This window comes from Sphingobacteruim zhuxiongii (genome assembly GCF_009557615.1).
GTDB classification, from domain to species: domain Bacteria; phylum Bacteroidota; class Bacteroidia; order Sphingobacteriales; family Sphingobacteriaceae; genus Sphingobacterium; species Sphingobacterium zhuxiongii.
The window spans coordinates 3,425,948-3,443,021 of sequence record NZ_CP045652.1; the positions used below are offsets into that span (position 1 = coordinate 3,425,948).

Annotated in this window: 15 protein-coding genes; 9 read left to right on the forward strand and 6 right to left on the reverse strand. The window is 38.2% G+C overall.

What is annotated here, in order from left to right; translation table 11 throughout:
- Position 1: 1 nt before the first annotated feature.
- The 6 genes from GFH32_RS14480 to GFH32_RS14505 all read left to right on the forward strand — a co-directional run bounded on the left by GFH32_RS14480 (position 2) and on the right by GFH32_RS14505 (position 7,243).
- A complete protein-coding gene (locus GFH32_RS14480) occupies positions 2-1,606 on the forward strand; it encodes a complex I subunit 4 family protein (protein ID WP_153512271.1) in 1,605 nt (534 codons plus the stop codon).
- Positions 1,607-1,615: 9 nt separating this feature from the next.
- Positions 1,616-3,112, forward strand: a complete 1,497-nt coding sequence (locus GFH32_RS14485; RefSeq protein ID WP_153512272.1) for an NADH-quinone oxidoreductase subunit N — start codon at positions 1,616-1,618, stop codon at positions 3,110-3,112.
- Positions 3,113-3,216: 104 nt separating this feature from the next.
- Positions 3,217-3,822: a DUF4254 domain-containing protein gene (locus GFH32_RS14490; protein ID WP_153512273.1), complete on the forward strand. Its 606-nt coding sequence runs from the start codon at positions 3,217-3,219 to the stop codon at positions 3,820-3,822.
- 7 nt (positions 3,823-3,829) lie between these two features.
- Positions 3,830-4,855, forward strand: coding sequence for a glycosyltransferase family 9 protein (locus GFH32_RS14495; RefSeq protein ID WP_153512274.1), 1,026 nt, complete (start codon positions 3,830-3,832; stop codon positions 4,853-4,855).
- Positions 4,856-4,888: 33 nt separating this feature from the next.
- Complete coding sequence (locus GFH32_RS14500) at positions 4,889-6,124, forward strand: glycosyltransferase family 4 protein (RefSeq protein WP_153512275.1); 1,236 nt, start codon at positions 4,889-4,891, stop codon at positions 6,122-6,124.
- Between the two features lie 9 nt (positions 6,125-6,133).
- Positions 6,134-7,243, forward strand: coding sequence for a glycosyltransferase family 4 protein (locus GFH32_RS14505; RefSeq protein WP_153512276.1), 1,110 nt, complete (start codon positions 6,134-6,136; stop codon positions 7,241-7,243).
- Between the two features lie 8 nt (positions 7,244-7,251).
- Here GFH32_RS14505 and GFH32_RS14510 read toward each other — a convergent pair whose 3' ends face one another.
- The 6 genes from GFH32_RS14510 to GFH32_RS14535 form a co-directional block, all read right to left on the reverse strand.
- Positions 7,252-8,058 carry a glycosyltransferase family 2 protein gene (locus tag GFH32_RS14510; RefSeq protein ID WP_153512277.1) on the reverse strand — a complete coding sequence of 269 codons (807 nt, stop codon included), beginning with the start codon at positions 8,056-8,058 and terminating at the stop codon, positions 7,252-7,254.
- Complete coding sequence (locus GFH32_RS14515; protein ID WP_153512278.1) at positions 8,059-8,868, reverse strand: glycosyltransferase family 2 protein; 810 nt, start codon at positions 8,866-8,868, stop codon at positions 8,059-8,061. It abuts the gene before it with no gap.
- An 80-nt stretch (positions 8,869-8,948) separates the two neighbouring features.
- Positions 8,949-10,109, reverse strand: a complete 1,161-nt coding sequence (locus tag GFH32_RS14520) for a glycosyltransferase family 4 protein (protein WP_153512279.1) — start codon at positions 10,107-10,109, stop codon at positions 8,949-8,951.
- Complete coding sequence (locus GFH32_RS14525) at positions 10,102-11,361, reverse strand: glycosyltransferase (RefSeq protein WP_153512280.1); 1,260 nt, start codon at positions 11,359-11,361, stop codon at positions 10,102-10,104. Before GFH32_RS14525 ends, GFH32_RS14520 begins: the two co-directional genes overlap by 8 nt.
- Positions 11,358-12,389, reverse strand: coding sequence for a glycosyltransferase family 2 protein (locus tag GFH32_RS14530; protein ID WP_160366832.1), 1,032 nt, complete (start codon positions 12,387-12,389; stop codon positions 11,358-11,360). The genes GFH32_RS14525 and GFH32_RS14530 overlap by 4 nt, the downstream gene beginning before the upstream one ends.
- 12 nt (positions 12,390-12,401) lie before the next feature.
- A complete protein-coding gene (locus GFH32_RS14535) occupies positions 12,402-13,658 on the reverse strand; it encodes a hypothetical protein (protein WP_228384149.1) in 1,257 nt (418 codons plus the stop codon).
- A gap of 265 nt (positions 13,659-13,923) precedes the next feature.
- Between GFH32_RS14535 and GFH32_RS14540 the strand changes: the two genes are divergently transcribed.
- From GFH32_RS14540 to GFH32_RS14550, 3 genes are read left to right on the forward strand one after another with little or no spacing between them, the layout of a single operon-like run.
- Positions 13,924-14,409 (forward strand): SixA phosphatase family protein, encoded by a 486-nt coding sequence (locus GFH32_RS14540; RefSeq protein ID WP_153512282.1) that lies wholly within the window; start codon positions 13,924-13,926, stop codon positions 14,407-14,409.
- Between the two features lie 21 nt (positions 14,410-14,430).
- A complete protein-coding gene (locus GFH32_RS14545) occupies positions 14,431-16,440 on the forward strand; it encodes a thioredoxin domain-containing protein (RefSeq protein WP_153512283.1) in 2,010 nt (669 codons plus the stop codon).
- 19 nt (positions 16,441-16,459) lie between these two features.
- The gene (locus GFH32_RS14550; RefSeq protein ID WP_153512284.1) at positions 16,460-16,960 is read left to right on the forward strand and encodes an FKBP-type peptidyl-prolyl cis-trans isomerase; all 501 of its coding nucleotides are present in this window, start codon (positions 16,460-16,462) and stop codon (positions 16,958-16,960) included.
- The last annotated feature ends 114 nt before the right edge of the window (positions 16,961-17,074 follow it).

A 17,074-nucleotide genomic window follows, 5' to 3' on the forward strand; every position in this document is an offset into this window, starting at 1 on the left:
GATGGGACTATTATCCTTACTTATTTTCTTACCCCTATTGGCTGTCGTTGGCATCTTGGTTATACCAAACCGATTCAGTCAAAGCTATAAGTATATTGCGTTGATTATTACGCTTGTTCAGCTAATACTATCTGGTTATATCTATAGTCAATACAATCCGAATATTGCTGGTTTTAATCAGCTCTCAGGTTACCAATTTGTTGAACAGCTACCTTGGATACGTTTGGATCTAGGATCTATTGGCAAGCTGGAAATCGATTATTTCCTAGCGGTTGATGGATTCTCACTACCGCTATTAATATTAAGTTCCTTTGTGATGTTGATGGCCGTTGGTGCCTCGTGGAACATGACTAAAAGTAGAAAGGGATATTTTGCTTTATTAATGCTGTTGAACACAGCGGTTATGGGGATATTCTGTGCGCTAGACTTATTCCTTTTCTATGTATTCTACGAGGTCATGTTATTGCCTCTTTACTTCTTAATTGGTATATGGGGTGGTGCGCGACGCGAATATGCTGCAATCAAATTCTTCCTTTATACCCTATTCGGGTCTGTTTTTATGCTTTTGGTCATCGTGGGACTTTACTTCTCGGTAACCAATCCACATACAGGTGCTCATACGTTTAACATGTTGTACATGATGAACCCAGAGAATTATGTCAATGGTTCATTCTTCGATTTTCTAGCGAATAGTAACGAAGTTTTCGGCATTCCTGCCCGTATGATTGGCTTTATCGTGATGTTTGTTGCGTTTGCCATTAAGATTCCGATTGTTCCATTACATACTTGGTTGCCAGATGCTCACGTGGAAGCACCAACGCCAGTATCCATAATTCTTGCTGGTATTCTATTAAAAATCGGTGGCTACGGTATTATTAGAATTTGTATTGGTATTTTTCCAGATGCAGCTGTTGAAGCGAATTTCTGGCTTGCTTTAATAGGTGTTATTTCTATAATTTATGGCGCTTTAAATGCAATAGCACAAACAGATCTAAAGCGTATGATTGCTTATTCCTCGGTATCACACATGGGATTTGTACTATTGGGAATCTCAGCATTAACCGCAGAAGGTATGTCTGGTGCGATGTTCCAAATGGTTAGTCATGGTTTTCTATCGGCAGCACTATTCTTTCTAGTTGGCGTAATTTATGATCGCGTACATGATCGATTTATATACAATTTCAGAGGTCTAGCGTCTCTAATGCCAAAATATACAGCCTATGTAGCGATTGCCTTCTTTGCGTCCTTAGGATTACCGGGATTTTCAGCATTTATCGGCGAAGCTTTTGTTATCATTGGCACATTCAATGCCGAATCTGTCGGTACCGGTATCCCGCGTTGGATGGCGATCTTTGGATCGATTGGGATCTTGTTAAGTGCGGCTTATTTCTTATGGACTTTACAACGGATGTTTTTTGGGGAGACACGTTTAAAAGGTGGCGAAACATGGGCAAAGGAGTTGACTGACTTAACGCTTAGAGAGCAACTGATACTTTTCCCAGCATTAACTTTAGCCTTATTGTTAGGTATCATGCCTTCCTTAATTTTTGAACCAATGAATAGTTCCGTAATCAGCTTATTAAGCTTGGTATCTAACTATTTCTAGATTTTAGGAATGAACGATTTTACGCCACATATTAGCTCCTTTATCGATACAATTATTGCATCGTTAGACTTCTTTAAGACGGAGTTTGTACTTGCCATAGGATTTCTTCTATGTGTCTTTAGCAGTTTATTTCTGGATAATAAGTGGAAAGATAGTTCTTTCCTCATCGCGTTAATAACCGTTATTCTTGCACTATTTTCAAATGCTTTACAGTTTGAACATCTAGGTTCTGCATTTTTTTCAATGTTGCATATCGATAAACTCGCCCTTCTTTCAAAAACGTTGATCTTGATAGGCCTAATTGTCACTACAATCTTGATTAGGCAACATTTTGCAGCAAACGGCAGTAAGAAAAGAAAAGGTGATTTATATAGCATATTAATCGGATCTTCAATAGGTTTGACTGTCCTACCAATGACGACTAATTGGCTTTTAGCTTTCATTGCAATTGAAATGGTTTCTATTTCATCATATGTATTAGTAGGCTATTTTGCTGAAGATAAAAAGCAAACAGAAGCGGCAATGAAATATGCGCTTTTCGGCTCTGCTTGTGCTGCTATAATGTTATACGGTCTTTCATTAATATACGGATTGACGGGGGTTTTAGACTTCGGCGATATAAAACATATTCAAGGTTTAATTGATGCTCCGAAGGTTATGAGTAGTATCGCTATACTATTCGTGTTAACAGGCATTGGATTTAAGCTCAGCTTTGTTCCATTTCACTTATGGACACCTGACGTTTATGAAGGGGCTCCAACTCCTATTACAGCATTTCTTTCTACAGTTCCGAAAATTGCTGCCATCATCCTATTCGCTAGGCTTGCTCAATCCTATGGTACAACCCTGTTTTATTTCTCAGAAGTGTTTATGCTTTTCCTTGGCATTGTTTCTATTGTCAGTATGTTGGTAGGAAACTTGATTGCGTTGAGACAACAGAATGTTAAACGTATGATGGCCTATTCTTCGATAGGTCATACCGGTTTTTTACTTATGGCTGTAATAGGTTATATGTCAGGTCATCAAGACACGCTCTTGTTTTACCTAATTGTATATACGTTAATGAACTTGGCAGCTTTTGCATTTATTGATATACTTGAACAAAAAGCTGGGGCAACAGAATTTAAAGATTATACAGGATTGGGTAAAAAGATGCCCATTATTTTTACGTTGTTCAGTATCATCGGAATTTCCTTAATAGGATTGCCGCCAACTGCCGGTTTCGTTGGTAAACTCTTAGTCTTCTCAAGTATCTTTGAATCTTACCAAAATACTGGAGACACGTTATTATTGTGGCTATTGATTGTAGGAGCATTGACATCTGTGATTTCCTTATTTTACTACTTTAAAATCCCCCTCTTTGCCTTTCTAAAGAATAAGAATACAGAGGAGTCCATAACATTGCCTAAAATCTCCAGTACTTATTTAATTGCAGTTTTGTTTGGAATTGCAATCATCTTATTGGGAATTATGCCATCACTCATCATGAATTTCTTACAACAATAGAAAATCGCCATTCCCACTATACAGCTTTATTTACAAATAGTAATGTTTTCTTCATTTTAAGCAACTGAACTCATAAAACATCTTTTTATTGTGTAGTTTTGTGTATGATTAGCGAATTAGCCAACCGTATTTTTGATCAAGTTATTGCAGACTATCATATTCATGATGCAATAGATCATCCTATTGAAAATCCCTACGATTCTTCTAGCCTCGAACACCTTCTCTATTTAAAATGCTGGATTGACACAGCTCAATGGCATATGGAAGATGTTATCAGAAATCCAGAAATTGAACCTCGTGAGGGATTATATTGGAAACGTAGAATTGATCGCCAAAATCAAGAGCGTACCGACATGGTAGAATATATCGATGGATATTATCTTCAGAAATTCAATGGTATTATTCCAAACGTTGACGCCCGTGTAAATACCGAAAGTCCCGCTTGGGCGATAGATCGTTTATCCATCTTAGCGCTTAAGATTTATCATATGGCACAAGAGACAATACGTACCGATGTGTCGCATGCGCATATTGAATCTTGCGAGGGAAAACTAAACGTTTTATTGGATCAGCGAAAAGATCTATCGACAAGTATAGATGAATTGCTTGCTGACATTGCCGCAGGAAGAAAGTACATGAAAGTATATAAGCAGATGAAGATGTACAACGATCCGAATTTAAATCCAATACTTTACGGCGTTAAAAAATAAGAACGTAATGAAGCGTATTCTCGTTACTCGATTTTCCGCTATGGGAGATGTGGCTATGGTCGCTTCTGTTTTGCGCGAATTTCAGGAACAGTGTCAAGACGTAGAAATCATTTTGGTTACTAGACCGTTCTTTGCCCCATTTTTCGATGGTATCCCAAATATTAAATTCCATTCTATTTATCCAGATCAACAGCATCGAGGATTAAAGGGTCTCTATCGTCTTTTTAAAGAACTGAAAGCCTATAAACCTGATTCCGTAGCAGATTTACACGACAACCTTCGTTCAAATACACTTAGCGTATTCTTCAAACTCTTCGGGTATAGAGTCCGCCAGATTAATAAAGGTAGGGCTGAGAAAGAAGCATTGACAAGACCCGTCAATAAAATCAAAAAACAATTAAAACTGACGACTGAACGTTATGCTGATGTATTACGCAGTCTCGGATTTCAATTCAACTTAAAACACGAGTTGCAAAAAAATAAGGCGGAGCTTCCAGGCAGCCTTCAATTACATTTTCAAGACGATAAAAAGTACTTGGGGATTGCTCCGTTTGCACAGCATCCTTATAAAGTATTTTCTTTAGAACGAATGGAGCAAGTAATTGCTAGACTCTCAAATGAAAACTTGCAAATATTAATATTTGGAGGAGGCCAAAAAGAAAAGGAAGCCGTAGAAGCCTGGTCAAATAAGTATCCAAATGTCTTCAATACGATTGGAAGATTTAACTTGAAGGAAGAGCTGAATATAATTTCCAACTTGAATCTAATGCTAAGCATGGATAGTTCAGGTATGCATATGGCTTCTTTAGCTGGCACGCGTAGTCTTTCTATTTGGGGTGCGACTCATCCATATGCAGGCTTCTTAGCATATGGACAATCTGAGGACGATTGCATTCAAGTTGAACATACCAGCCGCCCGAGTTCGGTTTATGGAAATAAACCATGTCTATGCGATGGTATTGAAGCGATAGACCTAGTAACGGTCGACATGGTCGTTGAAAAGATTAAACAGGCGACGAAAATTTCAAACTAATAGATTAGTCAACATCCTCATCCATAAAATGATATGGCGAGAATTGCAATGATAACAATTCGGTATGGCGAAGAAATAAACGGTGGTGCAGAATATCACTGTAGAATGCTCGCGGAGCGATTAGCCAATATACACGATATTACTGTACTTACGACGAATACGAATAAATTAGACGACACATCCAGTGACTTCAAAATTGGCGAATCTAACTTAAATGGAGTAAAAGTATATCGATTCTCAACAAACAAGCCTCAATTAAAACTCGCGAAGCAAGCGAGTAAACAAAGTAAAACGGCGAGAAAATTGCGACGAATGATTTATCGAGCAGGCCTTTCCTCATTACTTTTCAAAACCTTCCCTATTTGGAATTTTAAAGTAGATCAGGAGATAGAGTTACTAAGACAACATCGTTTCTACTCTCCCAGCTTATTGACACATATAGAAGACAATAAGGAACACTACGATGCATTCGTTTTCTTTACTTATGAAAATCCACTTACCGTACTAGGAAGTCTAATTATCCCAGAAAAAACGATATTAATCCCAACAGCCCATATGGAAGGGATGTTATTTCGAAGTATTAACAGCTTGGTCTTTTCAAAGGTGCGCCATATTGCATTTAATACAGAGACGGAGTATCAAATGTGTCGTACCATATTTCAACAAGCAATGTCACCGAGCAGCGTTGTTGGAATTGGGGTAGAAATCGCTGAACCTGCTCCATTTAACTTTATAAAAGAGAAATATCAATTAAAGGAACCCTTCCTACTCTATTGTGGCCGGATAACAGAAGTAAAAATCAATTCTTTCTTAGATTATTTTATCAAATTCAGATTAGAAACAGGGCTTAAGGTGAATCTAGTACTAACTGGGGAAGTATTAATACCAAAAGTCGAACACCCTGATATTTCGTACATTGGATATATTAGCGAGTCTGAAAAGATTGCGTTAATGAAAAACAGCTTCGCAGTTGTAAATCCATCAAAGGCTGAAAGCCTTTCCTTACTAACACTGGAGGCGTTATCGCTAGGAAAAGCCGTGATTGCGAATCAAGAAGCTGAAGTGATGGTCGAGCATGAGGAACGTAGTGAAGGTGCGGTTCGATGTTATGCGGATTATGCATCATTTAAAGAAATACTTACCGATCTACTAGAACATCCCCTTCAATTAAAAGACATTGAACAAAAAGGAAAGGATTATGTTGGAAGAAACTACAATTGGGATTTGATTATTCGTAAATTTGAAACTATTCTAAACGAAATCAACTAAAAGTAGCATATGTTAACAATAGGCTTTGATGCTAAACGATATTTCTTAAATCGATCAGGATTAGGTAATTATAGTCGAGACCTTGTTCGTATGCTTGCAAGTAATTTCCCCGATCAAAAATATATCCTTTATAGCCCAAAGCTTAGTGAGTTCTCTTCTGTTGTTCCAAAAGGCGTAGAAGTAAGAGTTCCTTCAAGCAAGATGGATCGATTGATTCCCAATCTATGGCGGAGTAAGACGATTGCGAACGATCTTCGCAAAGATGACGTTAATATTTTTCACGGATTAGCAGGTGAGCTACCACAAGGATTAGTAAAGAAGAACATAAAATCGATCGTGACAATTCATGATCTTATTTATTTACGCTATCCTGAACTCTACAAACCTATTGATCGATTCATTTATAATCAAAAGAGTAAATACGCTGTGGAGAATGCGGATTGTATTATTGCAATCAGCGAGCAAACCAAAAAGGATATTATTCGGTATTATCAAGTACCTGAAGACCGAATCCAAGTGATTTATCAAGGATGCCATCCTGCATTTAAACAAAGCTTTACTTCAGCAGAGGTTAAAGAATTCAAAAAGAAGCTTAATTTACCGGAACAGTATCTATTGAATGTCGGAACTATTGAGCCTCGAAAAAATGCATTTCAGATTATTAAAGCGATAAAGGATATCGACATTCCCCTAGTTATTGTTGGTAGGCCGACTCCTTATGTAGATGGTATTAAAGAATACCTCTTGAAGCACAAAATGGAGGATAGAGTAATTTTTCTGTCGGGTATGTCTATGACTGAGCTCGCTTTAATTTACGCTGGCGCTAGCATTTTTGTATATCCATCTAAATTTGAAGGCTTTGGAATCCCAATCATCGAAGCATTGTTTGCTGGCGTCCCAGTAATTAGCAATAAATTCGGCGTATTTCCAGAAGCTGGTGGCCCCGCATCTTCTTATATAGACCCTGAGAATATTGAAGAATTGAGAGATACGATTCAAAAAGTTTTAGGGAGTGAGGAACTTCGTGAAAAAATGATTACTGAGGGGAAGGCTTTCGTACAGAGGTTCGACGATGAAGTTATCGCTGAGCAGTTAATGGAATGCTATAGCGCCCTATAGATAGATCGTTATTTTAAGAATTTTGAAAGCCCATCATCACAACGAACCAGTTTATTCTCGATAGTCTTATTCAAAAGCTCATCATTCTGAGGCAATGAAGCTCTTGTTTCCTCTTTATGATATAGGTGATATGCTAGTAGCGAAAACTTTAACAGCTTACCTTTTACGCCGGCATTATTTAAACGTTCGACAAATTCACTATCTTCTCTCCCCCAACCTACAAATTCATTATTAAAGCCATTAACACGCAATATATCATCCATAAAAAAAGACATATTACAGGAACGAACTTTTCTTTTATTAGTCAATTTCTGTTGCGTTAGTTGCGCAAGGAAGATCGACCTAAATGCAGTAATCTTCTTTTCCAATCGAGATTCAACTCCTTTTTCAAGATATTGAAATGTCCGTTTAGCATCTAGTACACGCAATAGTTCACGCGTTTTTTCCTCGGTCAACATGACACGCCCCCCTTGTATAAAACGTCCTCTTTCAGCAAAAAATAAATGATCTTGAATGAAATATTTCCCCATGAGCATATCGCCATCAACGATAATGACATATGGACTTTCAACATATGCTAAACCATTGTTCCTTGACTCTGCCGCTCGAAAGCCCTTATCTTCCTGCCATGCATGAACCAACTCGATATCGAAAATAGACTGATATTTCTTAATTAAGGCTGCAGTCTCTTCTCCTGAACCATCATCAGCAACAATGATTTTATGAGGCATAACCGTTTGTCTACCGATAGACATAAATACTGCCTCCAGAGCTTCTGGACGGTTATAGGTAGTAATAAGTAAATCAGCTTCCATTTACGTTGAGACCATTAAATACTGATCTATACCAAATTCACAATAAATAGACTTTCTACGTTTTGCCTGTTCAAACAAGCACACATTATTTTTCAAATTCTCTTTTGGATTGACTTGATGCCACAGATGAAAAGCGATAGCTCCAAACTTCAAAAAATGGCGTTTCAATCCCTTATTCAATAATCGTGCAACAAATTCTTTATCTTCCGGTCCCCAACCCTTGAACAATTCGTTATAACCATTTACAGCGATTGCATCATCGCGCCAATAAGCCATATTGCATCCGTGAATCTCCCACCGTTCATCTCCCTTTTGCTTATACTTATTTGCAAACAGCTGTTGCAAAAACGATAAGCGAAACGCACTCATCCTATTTGAAATTCCTTTTTCAAATGGACTAATCCGCACACGCTTATTTTGAATGAGCGCTCTTGACAAATCTTCATTCATATAAATTCTACTCGCCCGCACAAAAGAACCGCGCTCAGCAAATTCAAGATGATCTTTAATAAAATCTTTATGCAGAATCAAGTCTCCATCAATCTGCACAATATACTCGCCAGAAGATCGTGCAATCGCCTTATTTCTAATCTTGGCTAATTGAAACCCTTGATCTTCTTGCCAAACATGAATCAAAGGAATAGTAAACTGTTCCTGAAACTTATCTATAACCGCAGCAGTTTGCTCTGATGACCCATCATCGGCAATCAAAATTTCTGAGGGCAAAACACGCTGTTGTAAAACACTTCTAAGACATAAATCTAACGCCTCTGGCCAGTTATAGGTAGAAATTATCAATGAAATTTTCATATATAACACTCAATTTATGCCTGTAATTCGAATAATTGCAAAATCCGCTTCCTTCTTTTCTCTAATTGTTTCTTCCGCAATTAGCGTTTAATAAATTTACGATCGAATAGATCCCATTCTTTTTGTTGCGTATAGAATGAATCATAAAAGTCGATTCCTTCTTTACTTATTTGTTGGTATTGCTTTTCATCATTAGCTAATTCCATGATTGCTTGAGCAAAATCCGAACCATCCTCCGCAAGCACACACCCGTTTTGTATTTTATTGACCAAACCATCTACTCCCCTACGATTTGTAACGACTGGAATACCGTATGAAAGCGCTTCTAACACCTTTATTTTGATTCCGGTCCCACTTAACATTGGGCATATTGCTATTTTCCCGTTCTGATAAACCTTATCAAGATCATCAACCATACCGTGTTTTACGATCTGTACATGATCCGGAACAACTCGGCAAATCTTTCCAAAAATATGCAACGTTAATCCGTTAATCTTCGGCAAAACGCTGTCAACAAACCAGAGTATACTCTGTATGTTATGTGGATTATCACTCGCCACATAGATAAGATCGTAAGTCCTCGATTGGTTAATACGAATTGGCTTCGCAAAAGACAAAGGTATTAATTCTACTGCTTGATTTGTGAACTGATTAAAGATATATTGTTCTTCGACCGAATATGTCCAAATCTCATCAAATAGCTGCAATAACTCTATTTCTTCTTTAAAGATCTTATCAAAATGTAGCTGTTTTGCCTCCTCATTTTTCTGCATCTTTTGCAGTGTAAAAAAGTCATGGGTATCCACAATTTTCTTAACGCCATCCAAACCTGCAACTAACTCCGCATACTCCACGTAGCTGATGATTACTTGCTCAAACCCTTCTTCACGGACCAACTGTTGAAACCTCTCTTTAAAACTTTGGGAAACTCGGCTCACTTGAAGATTCCCTAGAAACTTTTTAAGCATCCAAGGTAATTTATCAGTCAGAAAATACTTAATCCTATTTGATTTCGATGATTTAAAACTCTCTACCACAAGTTTTATTGATGGGAAAGTTTTTCTAAACCGCTCCTCGTCTGCTGTATTCCAATTGATACTCGAGAAAAAGGTGACATCCAAGTACGCATTTCTGTCTTCGAAATACGATAACATTTGAAGACATCTCGTTAAATTACCGGCTTTACTCCAAAATGGATTCTCAGCCATATTATAAAGGATCTTGCTCTTTTTTTTAGTCATCTTCTCTTTTCTCAACCAATTCCTCAACAAATGCTAACCATTTATTGATGATTACGTTACTATCAAATTCTTTCATCGCCTCTCTACCATTTGCCCCTATCTCCATTCTCAATTCTGCCGAACGCATCAACATTTCCAATTTAATTGCCATGTCCTCGTTATCATTTGCAAGAAAACCCGAAACAGAATCGCTAATTAACTCATTAACGCCTGAACATGTCGCAAAACCAACGCTAGGTATTCCTAAAGCCATCGCCTCCCCTAATGCCAAACCAAAGCCCTCATATTTACTAGGAAATAAGAATATATCAGCCTGTTTCATCACCTGATCAGGGCTATTCGTAAAACCTTTCAAAAAGACCCGATCCTCCAAACCTAAGTCTTGAATTTTCTGCTTTAAGCGAGATTCATCCTGTCCAACACCCCAAAAGCTTAAATTCCATTTTGGAAATTTCTTATATAACGAGCCAAAGAGGTCAATAGCTACATCCTGTTGCTTACAACTTATATCCAATCGAGCTAAATTTACAATCGTATAGCCTGATTTTACTTGAAGCGGATCAATGCATTCTGACTGTTTATATTGAGGAATCGGATTTCCAATAGTTTTTGATAAACCCTTAAATTCTGCCGGTAGAAAGCTATGGTAACTATCAAATAAGACTTGACATGCGGTTAGCTTTTTAAACGATTCTCGCAGTACGCGTACTTCGTATTCCGGATGATAGCAAACACTGTTTTCAAAGTCGTAGTCTGGGCGTCCATTTACGGAGTTGATCACTGGAACAACTGGCTTTTCAGCATAACTAATTTCCAAAAACGAACTCAGCGACATGCTAATGATTAAATCTGCATGAACGCTTTTTATGTAACTAGACCATTGTCTTGAGCGATGCAGCAAATTTTGGAGGTAGATTTCCTCCTCATTCATCTGTAGAGACTTTCGTCGCTTAGCAAGCTGAACTTTTTGGTACTTTCTCTTAACCCGCGAAATAAGCCATTGAAGAGGATTATTGCCGTTGTATTTTGACGGCAAATTAAATTCAATCTGTGGCACCGTCGAACTATAAATATTATCGATCTGTACTTTAGGATTTAAGGGAAATATTGCTTCTCCTCCTTCCTTCTGATTGACTGCGATTATAACTTCATGTCCATGAGCAGAAAAACCATTCGCTAGGAAAGAACATATTTTCTCAGTACCTCCATGCCCATTTAAAAACGAATTGTGTTGTACAAATAGTATTCTCATTTCCCCAACTCCCTTCTTACTTGATCTCGAAGTTTACGTCGATAGGCTTTAAACGGTATAAATTTACTCAGGAACAAAACCCTTTTCAGGTATTTCTGCCGCTTTGCATGCCAATCTTGATAAAAATTATCAAACTCAGAATGGCTCGAAATATAAAGGAAATAACGAAATGGTTCCGTTAAAGATTGAATCTCTTTCGAACTTAGCTGAGGAAGTATTCGTTGCTTATAAAAATCTTGAATAATCGAAATAAGGCGTTGTTTTTGTGCTGAATTTAGCGTTGTTTTCAAATACCGAAATTCAAAAGGCTCATGCTCAAGAAATCGCGCTAAATGAAGACTCTTTGTATTCCATAAATCACGTCGATCGTAGAAAGCAGCCAAGATTACTAACCAACGTTCCACCAATTCAATGATTCGATCTCCTTCTTTAGTCGCCAAACGATGGCTTTGCTCATCATGGCTCCGGTAAAAGTATTCACCATAAGGATTGGCCGCAATGCGATTTGTTAGCGCAAGCAAACAATGCGAAAACAAGCCATCCTCTCCGGGCTGTACTCCTTCGGGAAACTGAACGTCACTATGCTCGGTTAAAAAAGAACGCTTCCACATTTGCGCACAAGTCGGTAATGCGGTAGGATTAGGTAAACGCGATTCATAATAGGCACCAATGACAACAACATCAGAGTCGTCCATCTTTATCGCGTCATAGGATGTTCTTAAAAAAGAATGATCAATACGATCATCAGAATCTAAAAAATAAATGTAGGTGCCATTAGCTTCTGATAAACCTTTATTACGGGCAGCAGAAACGCCCTTATTTTCTTGGTAAAAATATTTAACACGAGTATCCTTTCCAACAAAGAGATCGGCAACCTCGGCCGAATCGTCTGTACTTCCATCGTCTACTATTATCAATTCCAGGGAATCCAACATTTGAGACAAAACGCTCTCAATCGCTTCCTGAAGATACCTCGCGCGATTAAATACTGGAATTATTACAGAAACTAATGGTAATTGTTTTATCAAATTTATCCTCGTTTAGTTTGTTATTTGTCTTATATCTAACATTTCCTGAAGCTTCGAACGCTTCAATTCCAATTCCGCATACTGAAATATACCAGTTTTATAGGCTAAAATAGCCCCAAAATGAAATGTTTCGGCATTAACACTAGTCGGAAAAACCGCAGAACGATAAGCGCCTTCCTTGATCATCGGATCTGGGCAAACGTAAAAATTCTCTCCATCGGAGGAGAAAGCTAAGTATAACTGCTCAGAAGTATACTGCTTAACATTTCCAACGGCAATACATAAAAAATAGTATCCATCGACGTAAGTTGCTTGCAAATGCCATGGAGAATAATCCCGATCAACACGTATCCAAGGAACGTTCAAGAAATTAATAAGTTTACTCTTTGGAAAAGGCGAAAAATCTAAGCCATTACTTGATTTTCGTTGCACTATGAACGATGGATCGCTACGTTTATAATGTTTAGGGCCAGTATTTAACTCCACCTCATAGCTCACGTATTCGTCCCCAACTTTTACAATCGATGGTGAAAGAATAAAGCTATTCTTTGGAGAATTAGGAGCATTACTATCGAATACGGCTTCCATGGGATCCCAGTTCACCCCGTCGCGCGAGGTTTGATTAACAATGACACGTTGCGCATTGCCAATCAATTTTCGACGATTATTAACCGACTTAGCTCCTCTTCGTTGCAAAGCATTTGAATTGATGCAACTCCCGCGATAATAAAGTTCAAACTGCCCGTTGACAAACGACCAATCTACATCTGACCAAAATCCTTGAATTAATTCCCCATCTTTTTCGCGAAAACTCTCCTTATATCCCGGACAAGATTGAATCGGATTATGCACACCTGGCGGTTCCTCCCAATTGATGCCGTCATTAGAAACAACGACAGTAGGATTTTCATACCGCTTCGCATCTTGATTGATGCCAACGAAACCAAAATAAGGCGTAAATACCATCCAATATTTATACCCGCGAAAGCCATCTGGGAAATACTCCACATCTGGATGACAATAGCTCGTTTTACTACTGGCGATATACTTTAGGAATTCTGGCTTAATTTGCTTTGGATAATTCCCATCCGCTTCAACTTCAATATTTACCTGCTGTTTGTTTACAATTAAAGTTGGAGAAAAGTGCATGTCTTTTCGACCTTCTTTTTTGGGTAATTCTTCAGGAAATAGTTCAATTTCACGGCGCGCACATGACGTAACTGTCCACAGTAGCGCGAGGAAAATCACTTTATTTATAATAATACGCACATGCATAAAGATGCTTCGAAATTTGTATGACCTGAAAACGTCTGACTTAGGAAAGACGCGACAGCAAATGTAAAAATTAACATCAATTTTTCTAATTTATTTTCAATAAGAACTAACAATTTTTTCTCATTTAGAAAACCGGGATAAAAAAAGCTGTTAAAATTCACTTAATCGAAGTTTTTCTCTAAAAATTATTAACATATTAGAAACATAAACTTAATATTGAAAAGCTTAAATTAGTTGACTAAAAAAAAAACTCGGAGGTATGAAAACATTATATTTAATACGTCATGCAAAAGCTGAAGATCATAGCCTTCTAAAAAATGACTTTAATCGCAATATCATTTCTAAAGGAAAAGAACGTGCGATTCGAATTGCACATGAACTTCGTGACGAATTACATGTTGACGAACAAACACTGGTCATCAGTTCATCGGCAAATCGTGCCAAGCAAACCGCAGACATCTTCTGTGAGATATTAGGTTATCCAATTGACCAAATTCAAGAAACTAAAGACATTTACGAAGCACATTTTACTGATATTTTAGCCGTTATCAATTCCGTTCCCGACACGATTGATAAACTCGTTATTTTTGGTCATAATCCAGGCTTATCAAACCTAACAAATTATCTTAGCCATGCCGAAGTAAATTTGGCGACTTCTAATGTTGCGATATTAACCCTAACCGAAGATCTCAACTTTGCAGAGCTTTCCGGCGGTACAGCGGACCTGAAGAATACTATTCAGTAATATTCTTTACCTTCGTATACTATGGCGAACAAACTCCAAGAAGAGCATTCACCCTATCTCCAACAGCATGCGCACAACCCTGTGCACTGGTACCCTTGGGGAGAAGAGGCCCTGATAAAAGCAAAAGAAGAGAACAAACTTATCATTATCAGTGTAGGTTATTCGGCCTGCCATTGGTGTCATGTAATGGAACGCGAGAGCTTTGAAAATGATGCCATCGCGCAAACGATGAATAAATTCTTTGTCTCCGTGAAGGTTGACAGAGAGGAACGTCCTGATATAGATCAAATTTATATGATTGCCGTCCAATTAATGACAAATGCTGGCGGCTGGCCATTAAATTGCATTTGTTTGCCGGACGGACGCCCCATCTATGGAGGCACTTACTTTAAACCCCAGGATTGGCAAAATATCTTATTGCAAATCGCTAAAATGTGGGAAGAAACGCCAGAAGTCGCGCTTGACTATGCAGATCGACTGACAAAAGGCATACAGCAAGCGGAGAAATTACCTATTCAAGAAATTCCAGAAGTCTATACACGGTACGATTTATTAAATGTTGTAGAACCGTGGTTTGAAAGTTTTGATTCCCAAGAAGGAGGCTATCGTCGAACTCCCAAGTTTCCCCTACCGAATAACTGGCAATTCTTTCTACGATACGGTTCATTGAGCAAAGATGAAAGCCTGTTGAAACATGTTCACTTCACGTTGGAAAAAATTGCTAATGGAGGAATTTATGATCAAATAGGTGGAGGTTTCTCGCGCTATTCGGTTGATAACAGGTGGCATATTCCACATTTTGAGAAGATGCTTTATGATAATGGCCAACTCATAAGTCTTTATAGCGAAGCGTACCAACAGAAACCTACCCCACTCTATAAGCGAGTTGTTGAAGAGACAATAGCCTGGGCTGAACGAGAAATGTTAGATCTCAACGGTGGATTTTTTAGCGCACTCGATGCGGATAGTGAAGGTGTCGAAGGTAAGTTTTACAGCTTTGCCTTTGATGAGTTTGATATACTTGCAGAAAAGGCAGATTTAGCGCGTGCATATTTTCATATCACAAAAAACGGAAATTGGACAGAAGAACAAACGAATGTTCCCTACCTAGATCAAGACGATATTCAATTAATTTCAGAAGCTGGATATACTGAAGCAGAGTGGAACGAAGAATTGAAGGATATAAAGGAAATATTACTTGCTCATCGAGAAAAAAGAGTAAGACCTGGTCTCGATCATAAGCAGCTGGTGACTTGGAACGCGCTAATGATTAAGGGTCTTATTGACGCCTATAGAACCTTCGACAATGAGCATTACTTAAACCTCGCCATACAGACTGCAGAATTCATCTGGACAAAATGTCAGGAAAGTGACAGAATCCTTCACCAACCCGCTGACAGTAATCGCAGCATCCCTGGATTCTTAGATGACTATGCGTTTACGATCGAAGCATACCTTGCTCTCTATGAAGCAAGCTTCGACGAGAAGTGGATAACCCGATCTAAAACACTTGCAGATCAATCAATTAACCTTTTCTACGAGCCCGAACAAAAAACGTTCTTTTATACAGGTAAACATGCCGAGGAGTTAATTGCTCGAAAAAGTGAAATTATGGATAATGTGATTCCTGGCTCGGCCTCTACAATGGTACGCCAATTGTATAAGCTAGGCATATTGTTCGATGAGGAGCTTTATACATCAATTGCAGAACAAGTCTTCGCAAATGTATTCCCCCATATCAAATCGTATGGGTCGGCGTATTCAAATTGGGCAATATTATTATTGGAATATCATTACGGTACATACGAAATTGCCCTTACAGGAAATGAGGCTACGAAATGGCGAAAAGAATTAGATCGAAACTATATTCCAAACAAAATAACTTTGGGCGGAACAAAAAGTAGTTTACCCTTGTTAGAACATAAAGGCGGTACGGAATCAAAAGCCTACCTTTGCCAAAATAAAACCTGCAGTCTACCGCAAACGTCGATTGCAAAACTCATAGAATTAATAAATAATAAACAGGGTTAGTCCCCATAAACTAAGTACAATGGCAGTAGAAAACAACAACGTAGTAACGTTGAATTACATTCTTCATACAATTGAAGAAAATGGAGAAAAAACCTTTGTAGAACAAACAACATCGGAGAATCCGTTAACATTTTTATATGGTGTAGGCATGATGCTTCCTAAATTCGAAGAAAATATCGCTGGATTAAATGCTGGAGATAAAACATCTTTTGAATTAGCGGCGAGTGATGCTTACGGTGAACGTGACGATAAAGCAATTGCACAATTACCAGCAGAAATGTTCCAAGAAGTTGGTTTACCTCCAGTAGGTGAAGTAATTCCATTACAAGATAACCAAGGAAATCAATTCCGTGCAGTTGTTATCGAAGTAACGCCAGAAACGGTTGTTGCTGACCTTAACCACCCTATGGCTGGTAAGAAATTAAACTTTGACATCGAAGTAATCTCTTCTCGTCCAGCAACAGCTGATGAGTTGTCTCACGGTCATGCTCACGGCATCGACGGTAATGAAGGTCACTAAATTATAAGAACCTCGGTTCAACAAAAAAGGCTTCCAATTGGAAGCCTTTTTTGTTGCCTTTTATTTGAGTCATCAATATCTTTTTACACATAGTTGCGATAGACCTTCCTCGTA